Here is a 12,438-nt window from a genome sequence, read left to right as displayed (position 1 = left end):
GCTCGAAAATAGGGTTGAAAAATCCGCTCGCAGTCTTCGGGAGCAATGCCAATTCCTGTATCTGAGACAGTTACTGTCCAATATTTATCTGCTGGCAAAAGTTCGCTTTTTATTGTAACAGTACCGGCTGTGGTGTAGCGAATGGCGTTGCTGGTTAAGTTTGTGATAATTTGCTGCAAGCGCAAGCAATCTGTCACCACTTGATCGTTTGATAGATGGCACTCAACAGCTATCTCTAAACCTTTGGCTTTCGCTAAAGGCTCGATTATTTCAACAACAGTGGCGAGTACATCTGGCAGGCTGATTGCAGCTAGCTGTAACTTGATTTGTCCGGCTTCGTACCGCGAAATTTCCAGAGTATCGTTGATCAATCTCAGCAACAGTCTGCCGCTGTTGAGGACTCTATCAATATGTCCTATATTGGGAACAGAACCTTTAATGTCGGAATAGTTTTGTTGCTGGCGCAAAAACAAATCTGAGTAGCCGATAATAGAGGTGAGGGGAGTTTTTAATTCGTGAGCTAAGTGAGATAAGTTCTCTTGATTGGCGCGAACTAAGCGAGTTAGTTCTTGATTTGTAAGTTGTAATTGGTTTTGCAAATCCTTTAGTTCTTGGAATCTTTCCTGGGTAAAGGTTTGGAAACATTTAGCAATTACTTCGTCGAGCGCCGTGTCAATTAACCGATAAGCTCTGCTGACTTCTCTGGCCGAGGCTTTGAACAATTCTGGCTCTAAAGCCTCGAAAATTACCCAGCGCAGCAAGCGGTATTCCCGCGCAATTTCTTCGGCGTCGTAGCCTTGTTTTGCCCTGAGAGTTCCGTGTTCTAAACTTTTTTCTACGAGTGTGCGAATGTCGCTCTCTTGGGATTGGGAAAGCATGGTTACGATCGCTTGCAGTACCATTGGAACGCTGTCGCGCACGCCATTGTAGGTGAGTTCCTTAGCGGTTTCCAGTTGGTCGTCGCAGCGTACAGCTTCTATCCAGTTTTGTATAATTATGTCGATTCGATCTTGCAGCGCGAGGCTAAAGTCTCTCATGGCTCAAGTATAGAAATAAGTGGGCGATCGCATTTTATATCTCTAGGTTAGTTTAATAGTTAATTTTTTGAATTTTCTCTCAACTTTTGAGCTTTGCCGATCGCCAATGGCTACTCCTAAAGACATATTGACAAAATTAATGCTCGTGAAATATTATATCAGACTTGCTTAAAAAGTCAAGCCTAATCCAGCACTGGGGGATCGAACCAAGCGTGTGGCTGGAGCGGAGGAACCAATTTTCGGGGCGAATCTCTAGTGAATTAAAAAGCAAAGTTAAAAATTGCCAAAAAATTAGAGTGTAATTTTTGATTTTGAAATCTAAGGAGAAGGACATCTCTCAGTCCTAGCCCGTCAGCTAACTTCGCAGGCATTGAGAAGAGACTGAAAAGTCAAATGTTCTGAAAAATATTGTTTGGCTTCGTCAGTGTCTCAGGTTGGTATTATTCAAGATTTTTGTACCTGCCCTGACTCTGAAGGAGATTGAAATGTTCATACAGCTTAATTTATCTGCGATCGCACTTGCAGGAGTTGCAACGTGGAAGCGTGTAAAAGCCGTTGTCATCCGAGATGCAGTTTTGTTACCGGCGGCTGGTTTTGACTGCACGGGCGCCGGATTTCTTTTCAAACTTTTCTGCGTTACGGGCTGCCTGTGATGGCGGTGCAATTAATAACTGCGGCTATTTATGTAACTCTTCGGTTTCTGATTTGAATAAGTCATTAGTCATTAGTCAACAGTCAACAGTCAACAGTCAACAGTCAACAGTCAACAGTCAACAGTCAACAGTCAACAGTCAACAGTCAACAGTTAACAGTAATCTAAACTCCATCCAATTCTAAGGGAAAAATTACAGTGAAGGAGGAGCCAACTCCTACTTCAGAAACTAATTCGATTTTACCTTGCAAGAGGTTGACTAATCGCTCGACAATTGCTAGCCCTAAGCCTGTACTGTCCGGCATCCCAGAAGCCACGGAGCTGTTGGCTCGAAAATAGGGTTGAAAAATCCGATCGCAGTCTTCTGAAGCAATGCCAATTCCTGTATCGTTGATGCAGAGACTCCAATGTTGGTCTGACAATAATTCGGTTTTTATGGTAATAGTACCAGCTTGGGTATAGCGAATGGAGTTGCTCACTAAGTTGGTGATAATTTGCTGCAAGCGCAAGTAATCTGTCATAACTTGATCGAGAACCGGATCGCACTCAAGGGTGATCTCTAAATTTTTTGCTTTGGCCAAAGGCTCGATTATTTCGACAACAGTACCGATCGCCGATCGCACATTTGTGGCACTTACCTGCAATTTTATGCGTCCCGTGTCGTACCGCGAGATTTCGAGAGTATCGTTAATTAATCTAAGTAATAGTCGGCCGTTGTTGAGGACTTTATCAATATGTGCCAAATTGGGAGCCGAATCTTTAACTCTAGGATTGTTTATTTGGCGCACAAACAATTCTGAGTAGCCAATAATAGAGGTGAGGGGGGTTTTCAATTCGTGAGCTAAGTGAGATATATTCTCTTGACTGGCGCGAAGTAAGCGAGTCAGCTCTTGATTTGTAAGTTGCAATTGGTTTTGCAAATCCTGTAGTTCTTGGAATCTTCCCTGGGTATAGGTTTGAAAACAGTCAGCAATTGCTTCGTCGAGAGCCGTGTCAATTAAGCGATAAGCTCGGTTCACTTCTGCGGCTGAGCCTTTTAGCAATTCTGGCTCTAAAGCATCGAAAATTACCCTCCGCAGCAAGCGGTATTCCCGCGCAATTTCTTCGGCATCGTAGCCTTGTTGTGCCCTGACAGCCCCGTGGTCTAAACTTTCTTGTATAACTGCCCGAAAGTCGCTTTCTTCTGATTGGGACAGCATAGTTACGATCGCTTCCAATACGATGGGAAGGCTGTCGCGCACGGAATCGTAAGTGAGTTGCTTGGCGGTGCCGATTTCCTCGTCGCCCCGAACAGCTTCGATCCAGTTTTCGGTAATTATATCAATTTTATCTTGTAACGCTTGGCTAAAATCTATCATTGCTTTTATATAAATCAAGTAAGCGATGGTATTTTATATATCTAGGTTAGTTTAATAATTAACTTTTTGAAAGTTCTCTCAACTTTTTAGCTTTGCTGCAAATAGCTACTTCTAAAGACGTATTGACAGAATTATACGGTCGTGCTAGCTTAATATAAATTGGCTTAAAAAGTCAAGCCTAATCCAGCACTGCGCGATCAAACCAAGCGTGTGGCGGGAGCGGAGGAACCAATTTTCGGGGCGAATCTCTAGTGAATTATAAAGCAAAGTTAAAAATTGCCAAATTTGAGTGTAATTTTTGATTTTGAAATCTAAGGAGAAGGACATCTCTCAGTCCTAGCCCGTCAGCTAACTTCGCAGGCATTGAGAAGAGACTGAAAAGCCAAATTTCTGAAAAAGATTGTTTGGCTTCGTCAGTGTCTCAGGTTGGTATTGTTCAAGATTCTTGTACCTGCCCTGACTCTGAAGGAGATTGAAATGTTCATACAGCTTAATTTATCTGCGATCGCAGTTGCAGGAGTTGCAACGTGGAAGCGGGTCAAACCCGTTGTTATCCGAGATGCTGTTTTGTTGCCTGCGGCGGGTTTTTTGGGAATTCTTGGTGTGTGGTGGATTGTTGCCAGCTTCAACAGCGATTTGATTCCCACTCCCTATCAGGCGTTAATCGCTAATTTAGATTACATATTCCATCCATTTTATCAGCGCGGGCCTGGAGATTTAGGCATTGGCTGGCTGCTACTAGCGAGTTTGCGGCGGGTGTTGGTGGGATTTTTCCTGGGTGCAGCAGTTGCGATTCCCGTGGGATTTCTCATCGGGATGTCGAAACCGGCAATGATGGCGCTCAATCCGCTGATTCAAATCTTCAAACCGGTGTCGCCGCTAGCTTGGCTGCCGATAGCTTTATCGATTTTTAATTTAGCAGAGCCGTCGGCAATTTTTGTCATATTTATCACGTCTTTGTGGCCGACAATTATCAACACAGCCTTGGGAGTTTCTAGCGTTTCCCAGGATTATCTGGATGTGGCGCGAGTGTTGGAAATGCCGCGCTGGAGGCGGATTACCAAGATAATTTGGCCGGCGAGTTTGCCATACATTTTTACAGGTTTGCGGATTAGTTTGGGGATTGCTTGGCTGGTGATTGTGGCGGTGGAAATGCTGACAGGCGGTGTGGGAATTGGCTTTTTTGTCTGGGATGAATGGAGCCGTTTGAACCTGAGTTCGGTATTCTTAGCGGTGTTTGTAATTGGTTTAACTGGACTGTTGCTCGACGCTGCTGTTGACAAAGTTCAGGAATTGGTAACGCATCGCTCGGTCATTAATCATTAGTGATTAGTCAGTTGGCAGTTGTTAGGAAAGCAGTTGTCAGTTGCTAACAGTCAACAGTCAACAGTTAACAGTCATTAGTCAAATTAAATATGAGTGACAAGTTTTCCAATGAATGGAACCGCCGAGAGTTTTTGCAAGGAATCGGATCGGCGGCGGCGGGAATGGCTTTATCTGGTTGTGGAATTAGCGCGGATCGATCGGCAAAAGGACTGACAGAAGAAGCCTTAACGGTAAAGCCGATAGTCGATTTCCGAACCTTAGAAAAACCAAATTTAACCGTAGGATACGTGCCGGTTAACGATTGTGCACCATTTGCGATCGCCTGGAAAAAAGGCTTTTTCCGCAAATACGGTTTAAACGTCCAACTCAACCGCGAAGCAAGCTGGGCAACCTCCCGCGACGGCGTAATCTTCGGCCGCCTCGACGCCTCCCCAGTCGTATCCGGCGCCGTCACAAACGCCCGAATTGGCGCCGAAGGAGCGCGTCACGCACCCCTGTGCGCGGCAATGACAATTCACCGCCACGGCAACGCCATGACGATGAACAAAGCTATGTGGGATTCCGGTTTACGCCCGTGGCACGAATACAACGGCAATTTAGAAGAATTTGGCAAACAATTTCGAGCCTTTTTTGACAGTCAGCCGTCGGAAAACAGGGTTTGGGCAGTGGTTCTGAGTTCTGCGATTTACGAATACTTTGTCCGCTACATATCGGCGGCTGCGGGTGTCGATCCGTTCAAAGAATTTCGGGTAATTATTGTGCCGCCGCCGCAGATGGTAACGAACATCAGGATTGGCGCCATGCAGGCTTACATGGTGGCCGAACCTTGGAATACGCGGGCAATTCAAGGCAATTTGGGAGTGGGTTTTACCTTCGTGCAAGGCAAGGAAGTTTGGCTGGGACATCCCGATCGCCTTTTGGGAGTAATGCAATCATTCATTGAGGAAAATCCGAAGACTTATTACTCGCTGGTTAAGGCAATGGTGGAAGCTTGTCAGTATTGCAGCAAGCCGGAAAATCGCAGTGAAATATCGGCGCTGCTGACTGAGCGATCGTTTACGGGGGCGAAACCGAAAAAAGGGGCGACCGACAAATTTACGCGACCCGCAATAGTTGGCGACTACAACTATGGAGGGTTTGACGGAAAAGAGCGCACCATACAATCGGAAGATGCAACTATTTTCTATGACATTCCTAAGAATTTGCCTCAAATACCGGGAAATCATTCAACATTTATGTGGCAGTCTCAGAGTATTTGGTTGATGACTCAAGCCGCTCGCTGGGGACAGATTAAAGAAGTTCCCAAAAATGCTGAGGAATTAACTAAAAAAGCTTGGAGAACCGACCTTTACCGCAAGATTGTTGCCGAAATGGGTATTGATTGTCCCCAGGAGGATTACCAAGTGGAACCTGCAGAACTTTTCATTGATAAAAAGGCATTTGATCCTAGCGATCCGGTGGGTTATTTGAATAGTTTTGAAATTCGAGTAAACCGCCCTCAGTCTTTTTTTCTGTCTTAATTTCTACATTCCTAAACCCAGAACCTCTGCGAGGGCTTGCACCTTACCGTTTACGCAACCGTTCGGAAATCAAATTAACACTTTACTACTTTTTAGGAGAAGACCGTGAGTCAATACTTTTCTACTTCTATTGAAGCCAGCAGCCAAGTTAAAACAAAATCTGAATTTCTCGAAATTGACAAGTTGTTCAAATCGTATAAAAGTGCGGATGGTAGCGATTTTAGCGTTTTGGAAAATATCAATTTAAGTATTGGAGAAAACGAATTTATTTCGGTAATTGGTCACTCTGGCTGTGGCAAATCAACGCTGCTAAAAATAGTGGCGGGTTTGGAAAGACAGAGCGGGGGAATTGTGACACTGGAAGGAAAAGAAATTCGCAAACCTGGAGCCGATCGCATGATGGTATTCCAGCACTACGGATTGCTGCCGTGGCTGACGGTGCGGGAAAATATTCGGCTGGCAATTGATGAAGTTTTGCAAAGTCTTAGCCGTTCCGAGAAGATTAGTCTTGTCAACGAACACCTAGCAATGGTAAACTTAACATCGGCAGCCGATAAATATCCAGACGAAATTTCAGGGGGCATGAAACAGCGGGTTGGGATTGCGCGAGCTTTGGCGATCCGACCGAAAATGTTATTAATGGACGAACCATTTGGAGCATTAGATGCTCTGACTCGCGGCAAGTTGCAGAAACAGGTGCTGGATATCTGGGAAAATCACAGACAAGCTGCAATGATGATTACTCACGATGTAGATGAAGCTATCTATATGTCCGATCGCATTGTGCTGATGACAAACGGTCCGGCGGCAACAATAGGGGAGATTTTGTCAGTGCCGTTTTCGCACCCGCGCGATCGCCAGGAGTTGCGGGAATCGAAGGATTATTACGAACTCCGCAACTATGCTTTGAATTTTCTCGATCGCTACTTTACTCAAGACGAATAACACCCGACGGATCGACATAATAATTCACTTAAGAGAGGTTAAGCCTGTGAATCTCAAAACAATGTTAGCGCGTTTTGAAAGTGCATTGGGATACCAAAATTTAGCAGAAGAAATGGTATTGCTGCCGGAGCAAACATTACCAGTTTCTAAGAAATCAAAATCCCCAAAACAGGCAAAAACAATCAATTTTATTGTCGGTTACAACAGTTCCCCCCAAAGTCAAATAGCTCTGGATATTACCCTTTGGATAGCGCATCAAACTCGTTTAGTAACAACTAAAGAAGTTACGGTTCAAGTCGTCTACGTGATCGACGAATCGCAAAAAAGTTACCGCGAAGATACTTGCAAATTAGCTGTAGCAAATGCTTTGGCTGCACAGCAAAAAGTGTCGGAGTTAGAGGAAACATTCGCCCTTAATTGTGCAGTACCTGCGCTCGCTCTACCCACCGAAATCCCATCGGTATCCCAGCAAAAAAATTGGATAGACCCGCATTATTTACAAGCCATTTATGGTCAAAATAATGAGTACGAGGTAGCAGATAAGTTGCTGTGGCAAGCGCGCTGTTTGGCTGAGGAATGGCGCGGTTTATTCAAAGCTCATTTACGCATCGGGCGGGTTGCTACAGAACTGAGAAATGTGGTTGAATTAGAATCAGCCAACTTACTTTTCTTGGGCTGCGATTCGGGAAACCACTCGCTGGTTAGGGAACTAGGCAATAATTTTCCGTGCTGCGTGCTCGGGATTCCTTCGGCACTCAGCTATCAGATGGATGTTCAGCCTGAAGAAAGTTTGAGTAAGTTACAGTTGGCTACAACTATACCTGCGCATTAAACTTGTTCAGCACTTACGCAACACTATATGTAAGGTTCGCAGTACAAACCCTACCGCTATAAATTCGCGCGCTAAACCTTTTTTTTGCGTAAGTTATATGTCGATAAAAAATTAACAATAGTTTTCTCGCTCGAAGTCCCAACTACCAGACAATTGGGACTTTTTTGATTATTGAGATGTTTAAAACTACTTTTCAGGAAAAATGTCGTAACTTACCTGAGCATAGACAATTCGTTAACTAATTTTATCCTTCCCCGGCACACAGAGCGCAGCAGCCGATCGATCGAGCGCTTGTCTTCCTCAGTCAAATTTTCGTCAAAAATAGCAGCCATCAAACCATACCTATCGGCTAGAGTAATGTAGCCATTTTGATTCACTTCGGCAAACAGCTCGGCCAAAGCACATGGAATCAGGTGGACAGGAGTTTGCATAGCGATTGAGTCTAAGTTCGACGATCGCGATCGGGCGTTTCTGCAACAACAAAAGGCGATCGCACTATAAAAATTTATAGCTATATTCCCTTTAAAGGTGTGACAATAAACAGCAAAATTTGTGAAGTAAATCACATTTAAAATTTGCCAATTATGATATAGCTTGCAGGTGCGTTTTATGGAAGACCGAGCAACTGCAAACTTAATGTTTTTTAAAGATTGAAAATCACCACTTCCTCCACAGGTTCAGCTAACTCAAACTTAAACACCCGCGAATAGAAATAGAATTCGCCGTCAAGAGTTCTTTTGATATTTTCAGCGCGGCGAAAACCGTGCTGTTCCCCTTCATAAGCAACATAAGCAACCGGCAAACCTTTAGCTTTTAATATTTCTACCATCATTTCTGCTTGATTGGGCGGAACCACTTTATCTTCTAATCCTTGAAAGAAGATAACCGGACAAGATAAACGTTCGGCGGAATGAATCGGCGAACGATTTACATACAAATCTTTTCTTTCAGGATAAGGGCCAATCAATCCATCCAGATAGCGCGCTTCAAACTTGTGAGTATCCGTCGCCAAAGCTTCCAAATCGCTAACTCCATAATAGCTCGCACCGGCCTTAAACACATCGCGGAAAGTAAGAGCGCATAGAGTAGTGTACCCCCCTGCGCTGCCTCCGGCGATCGCCATTCTTTCGCCATCAACTAAACCTTTTTGAGCTAAATATTTAGCACCGTTAGTGCAGTCATCAACATCGACAATTCCCCAACTATCTTGCAGTCTTTTTCTGTATTCTCGGCCGTAACCAGTGCTACCCCCGTAATTAACATCAAGTACGGCAAAACCGCGACTCGTCCAATATTGAATTTTCAAATTCATGCTACTAGAAGTAGCAGCAGTTGGGCCGCCGTGGCTTTTAACAACAAGCGGCGGTTTTTCACCCGCAGGTGCTGCGAAATATTGATTTTTCGGAGGATAGAAGAAACCGAAAGCAGTCAAATTCTTTTCCGTCGGGAATTCAATTGGTTCAGGTACTGAAAGATAACCCGCATTGATGCTTAAGTTGCTCGATTGGCGCAATATTTCTAGTTTATTTGTTGCTAGATTTAGTTGTACAATAGCAGTGGATTCAGTCGGCGAACCTGCCATAAAAATAACAGTTTCTCCCCGCCCTATGACAGACGAAATATCAGTGTATGGTGTCTCAATAGTTGTCAAATGCTTTGTCGTTAAATCAAGACTCGCTAAATACCACAGGCCTTGCTGAGTGTAGGTGCAAATAATTTTGCTTTCCGACACAATGCCATAAGTAGACATTCCAAAAACCCACTGAGGAAGTCCGAATTCAGCCGCCATTTCGCACAGAGCTTCGACCTCTTGCTGTTCCCTCGGCAAGCGGGGATTGACGGTTCTATAGAAATTCCACCAGTTCGACTTGTCAGAAACAAAATACAAAACTCCATCGGGCGACCATTCCGGTTGAAAAATCGACTCATCAACCCCGCCAGCAACTAAGTATTTTTCCCCTAAAGAACCGTTAGCATTAATTTCTGCTACCCACAATTCTGTGCCATCCCACGGCATATTTGGATGGTTCCAACAAATCCAGGAAAGTTGAGAACCGTCAGGACTTAAACGAGGGGAAGCATAAAAATCATTCCCCTGAGTTAAGATTTGAATATCTTCGCCCTTATCTAAATTGATGCTAACAATAGTATTGACAGGTTCGCCCTCACCTGCATGGTCTTCGCGCACGCAAATCAGGCGATTTCTTTGCTTGTCAACTATCGCATCTGCATAGCGAGAATTAGCAGTAGGTGTCAGAGGTTCTGGTTGAGAAGTTAATGTTTGAGTATAAATACGTTGGTCGGCAAAATGAGAAAAATAGACAACACCGCCAGCAACTGTAAAAGCAGCGCCGCCGTATTCGTTAACGCGAGTGCGAACATTAAAAGGATGCGGTGTCACGTCGCTGATTTTACTATCAGAAGTGCGCCGCACGAGGACGCTTCTCCCCGCTTCCGAAGGTCTTCCCTCAACCCAATAAATATCATCGCCGTCAATAGCAATTTGTCCGAGCCCGACAGTTCCAGAAACAATTAAATCGGAAGAAATAGGTGATTTCCAAGAGCCGTAAGGTGATACTGTATTCATATAGTTAAGACCGTTGTGTTTGACACACAAATAAATTTATATTTGTACTTTACACTAATTCAGTCACCGGGGAAGCAAAATGTCAAAAAAACTCGTACTAATGGATCACGACGGCGCAGTTGATGACTATCTCTCAGTCGTGTTGCTGATGACAATGGAAGAAGTCGAAACTCTGGGAGTAATTGTAACTCCTGCGGACTGCTACATTCAACCGGCCGTGAGTGCAACGCGCAAAATCCTCGATTTGATGGGGCGTTCAGAAGTTCCGGTTGCGGCGAGCACGGTGCGGGGACTCAACCCATTTCCGGTGTTATTTCGGCGAGATTCCTTTGCAGTCGATCGACTTCCCATTCTAAATGAAAAAGGAACCCTTGACACGCCGTTAATATCAGAACCAGGACAAAACTTTATGGTGCGAGTTTTGCAAGATTCAGCCGAACCAGTCACATTAATAGTAACAGGACCGTTAACAACAGTAGCCCAAGCTTTAGATATCGCGCCAGGAATTGAAAGCAAAATTCAAGAAATTGTCTGGATGGGAGGCGCCCTCAATGTTATGGGCAATGTTAGCAAAGATATGGAACCCGGACAAGATATGTCGGCGGAATGGAATGCTTACTGGGACCCGATAGCTATCGAGAGAATTTGGCAAACCCAAATTCCCGTTGTCATGTGTCCTTTAGATATCACGAATAATGTACCCCTAACTGTAGAATTTTCCAATCTCTTAGCAAGACAGCGCAAATATCCAACTTCCGACTTAGCAGGACAGTGTTATGCCCTAGCAATATCTCAAGATTACTATTTTTGGGACATTTTGGCAACCGCTTATTTAGCGCATCCCGAATTTTACCAACTGCGAGAATGGGAAACAGAAATTATTACCGAAGGCATCAGCCAAGGACGCACAAAAGTTAAAACTGGAGGGCGAAAAATTCAAGCAATGGCTCAAGTAGACACCGCCAAATTTTACAGCTACATATTACAACAGTGGGCGAGATAAAAATTACAATATCGGCTATAAGTGAGCCAAATCTCCTTACAAAACCCGCCCTGACGTGAATATTTGCGGACCCTTCTCTTCCCTATCTTTCTCTGCGCCCTCTGCGCCCTCTGCGCTAAAAAAAATCCTCTAAAAAATGCTGCCAATTCTATCAATTATCCCCTTAGCCCAAACCCCTCCCGCACCTCAAGAAATAGTCCAAATCCAAGAAGTACGACCTCTCCCCGGACAGTTAGACAACATACCAGTATTTAACAGCAACAGCCCAGAAGTAGTGCTGCAAGAAGGAATTTTGCTTTCGACATTTCCCCCCGATGGTAAAAGATTTCCTGCCGCACATTTAAACTTTCCGTTTCAAGGACGTTTCGACATATTTGCCCACCACATAGCCCGCGCACCTTCGCTGGAAGATTTGCGAACCTTGTATCAAGGAGTAATTGTTTACAATCCGGGCAATAAACCAGTAAAATTAGATATATTGCAAGCTGCGAGTTATCTCAGTCAACCCGATGCACCTTTTATTGAATTGCCGCCGCAAGTCGATAATTCAAACAGTAATATTTACGCGGGGCCGGGAAGCCGCGCTGTGAATGATATTCTCAGAGGAAAAAGACAGTCAGACTTTGGGCAGGGGTTAATTATTCCACCGGGAAAAAGCCAACTGTTAATGAATCATCCGATACCGGTGCGGGGATTGGTACCGCCGCTAAACGGTCGATCGACCTTGATGCGGTTGCGGAGCGATGGTATAGTCTATGTTGCCAGTCTGGCGATGTTTGCCCGAGTTGACCCAGAGGAAAACGGACAGGGAAACGAGCGATCGCCCAATATAGCAGAATGGCAAAACTTATTAGACAATGGTAATATAGCCGGGCCGCGCGATCGAGTTGCCACACCGCCCGAAATCACCGAAGGTCAAATAATTTACGGCCGAGTTGCTGGTGTAGCATTAGGTTCAGAATGGCGAGCACTTATCTCAGACAACCCCGCCACCTCAAACCTAGCAATTCCCCAACCCGGAACAGCATTTTCCTACCCATTAAGCAGCCTCCCGCGCGGAATGCTGGGAACAAATCAAGTGCAAAGTGCGAGAATGCTAGTCCGCTACCCAGATACAGCATACCGCGCCCACGGCAATTACGGAATTCAATACAGTCTCAGCTTGCCACTGTACAATT

Annotated in this window: 11 protein-coding genes and 2 riboswitches; of the genes, 7 read left to right on the top strand and 4 right to left on the bottom strand. The window is 44.7% G+C overall.

Annotated features, from left to right (window positions below):
* On the bottom strand, positions 1-1,037 hold a 1,037-nt coding region (locus QUA38_RS18475; protein ID WP_333164246.1), incomplete at its 3' end, for a HAMP domain-containing sensor histidine kinase.
* A gap of 169 nt (positions 1,038-1,206) precedes the next feature.
* A riboswitch (cyclic di-AMP (ydaO/yuaA leader) is annotated at positions 1,207-1,422 on the top strand.
* A 100-nt stretch (positions 1,423-1,522) separates the two neighbouring features.
* Between QUA38_RS18475 and QUA38_RS18470 the strand changes: the two genes are divergently transcribed.
* Positions 1,523-1,690 (top strand): hypothetical protein, encoded by a 168-nt coding sequence (locus QUA38_RS18470; protein WP_333164244.1) that lies wholly within the window; start codon positions 1,523-1,525, stop codon positions 1,688-1,690.
* Between the two features lie 163 nt (positions 1,691-1,853).
* Here the strand turns inward: QUA38_RS18470 and QUA38_RS18465 are convergent, their stop codons facing one another.
* The gene (locus tag QUA38_RS18465) at positions 1,854-3,047 is read right to left on the bottom strand and encodes a sensor histidine kinase (RefSeq protein ID WP_333164243.1); all 1,194 of its coding nucleotides are present in this window, start codon (positions 3,045-3,047) and stop codon (positions 1,854-1,856) included.
* Positions 3,048-3,212: 165 nt separating this feature from the next.
* Positions 3,213-3,425, top strand: a riboswitch (cyclic di-AMP (ydaO/yuaA leader).
* Between the two features lie 99 nt (positions 3,426-3,524).
* On the opposite strand from QUA38_RS18465, the gene ntrB reads away from it, so the two are divergent.
* The 4 genes from ntrB (at position 3,525) to QUA38_RS18445 (ending at position 7,670) form a co-directional block, all read left to right on the top strand.
* A complete protein-coding gene (gene ntrB / locus QUA38_RS18460; RefSeq protein WP_333164241.1) occupies positions 3,525-4,373 on the top strand; it encodes a nitrate ABC transporter permease in 849 nt (282 codons plus the stop codon).
* An 89-nt stretch (positions 4,374-4,462) separates the two neighbouring features.
* A complete protein-coding gene (locus tag QUA38_RS18455; RefSeq protein WP_333164238.1) occupies positions 4,463-5,893 on the top strand; it encodes an ABC transporter substrate-binding protein in 1,431 nt (476 codons plus the stop codon).
* Between the two features lie 105 nt (positions 5,894-5,998).
* Positions 5,999-6,838 (top strand): nitrate ABC transporter ATP-binding protein, encoded by an 840-nt coding sequence (locus QUA38_RS18450; protein ID WP_333164235.1) that lies wholly within the window; start codon positions 5,999-6,001, stop codon positions 6,836-6,838.
* A 46-nt stretch (positions 6,839-6,884) separates the two neighbouring features.
* Complete coding sequence (locus QUA38_RS18445) at positions 6,885-7,670, top strand: universal stress protein (RefSeq protein ID WP_333164232.1); 786 nt, start codon at positions 6,885-6,887, stop codon at positions 7,668-7,670.
* Positions 7,671-7,882: 212 nt separating this feature from the next.
* On the opposite strand, the gene QUA38_RS18440 is transcribed toward QUA38_RS18445, so the two are convergent.
* Together QUA38_RS18440 and QUA38_RS18435 are read right to left on the bottom strand one after the other, a co-directional pair.
* The gene (locus tag QUA38_RS18440) at positions 7,883-8,101 is read right to left on the bottom strand and encodes a hypothetical protein (protein ID WP_333164229.1); all 219 of its coding nucleotides are present in this window, start codon (positions 8,099-8,101) and stop codon (positions 7,883-7,885) included.
* A gap of 212 nt (positions 8,102-8,313) precedes the next feature.
* The gene (locus QUA38_RS18435) at positions 8,314-10,257 is read right to left on the bottom strand and encodes a S9 family peptidase (protein ID WP_333164226.1); all 1,944 of its coding nucleotides are present in this window, start codon (positions 10,255-10,257) and stop codon (positions 8,314-8,316) included.
* A 79-nt stretch (positions 10,258-10,336) separates the two neighbouring features.
* Here QUA38_RS18435 and QUA38_RS18430 point away from each other — a divergent pair, with 79 nt between their 5' ends.
* Both QUA38_RS18430 and QUA38_RS18425 read left to right on the top strand, forming a co-directional pair.
* Entirely contained in the window at positions 10,337-11,260 is a 924-nt protein-coding gene (locus tag QUA38_RS18430; RefSeq protein WP_333164223.1) for a nucleoside hydrolase, read from the top strand.
* A gap of 136 nt (positions 11,261-11,396) precedes the next feature.
* Positions 11,397-12,438: DUF3370 domain-containing protein (locus QUA38_RS18425; RefSeq protein WP_333164220.1), on the top strand; the 1,042-nt coding region annotated here is incomplete at its 3' end.

Origin of the sequence: Microcoleus sp. Pol12B4 (genome assembly GCF_036701385.1) — a bacterium.
Taxonomy (GTDB): domain Bacteria; phylum Cyanobacteriota; class Cyanobacteriia; order Cyanobacteriales; family Microcoleaceae; genus Microcoleus.
This window is presented reverse-complemented; position numbering and strand designations above follow the sequence as displayed.

Bases quoted from the DNA above. Each gene is read 5' to 3' on its own strand.
- QUA38_RS18470 (WP_333164244.1), top strand. From the start codon at position 1,523: ATGTTCATACAGCTTAATTTATCTGCGATCGCACTTGCAGGAGTTGCA.
- QUA38_RS18465 (WP_333164243.1), bottom strand. From the start codon at position 3,047: ATGATAGATTTTAGCCAAGCGTTACAAGATAAAATTGATATAATTACC.
- ntrB (WP_333164241.1), top strand. From the start codon at position 3,525: ATGTTCATACAGCTTAATTTATCTGCGATCGCAGTTGCAGGAGTTGCA.
- QUA38_RS18455 (WP_333164238.1), top strand. From the start codon at position 4,463: ATGAGTGACAAGTTTTCCAATGAATGGAACCGCCGAGAGTTTTTGCAA.
- QUA38_RS18440 (WP_333164229.1), bottom strand. From the start codon at position 8,101: ATGCAAACTCCTGTCCACCTGATTCCATGTGCTTTGGCCGAGCTGTTT.
- QUA38_RS18435 (WP_333164226.1), bottom strand. From the start codon at position 10,257: ATGAATACAGTATCACCTTACGGCTCTTGGAAATCACCTATTTCTTCC.
- QUA38_RS18430 (WP_333164223.1), top strand. From the start codon at position 10,337: ATGTCAAAAAAACTCGTACTAATGGATCACGACGGCGCAGTTGATGAC.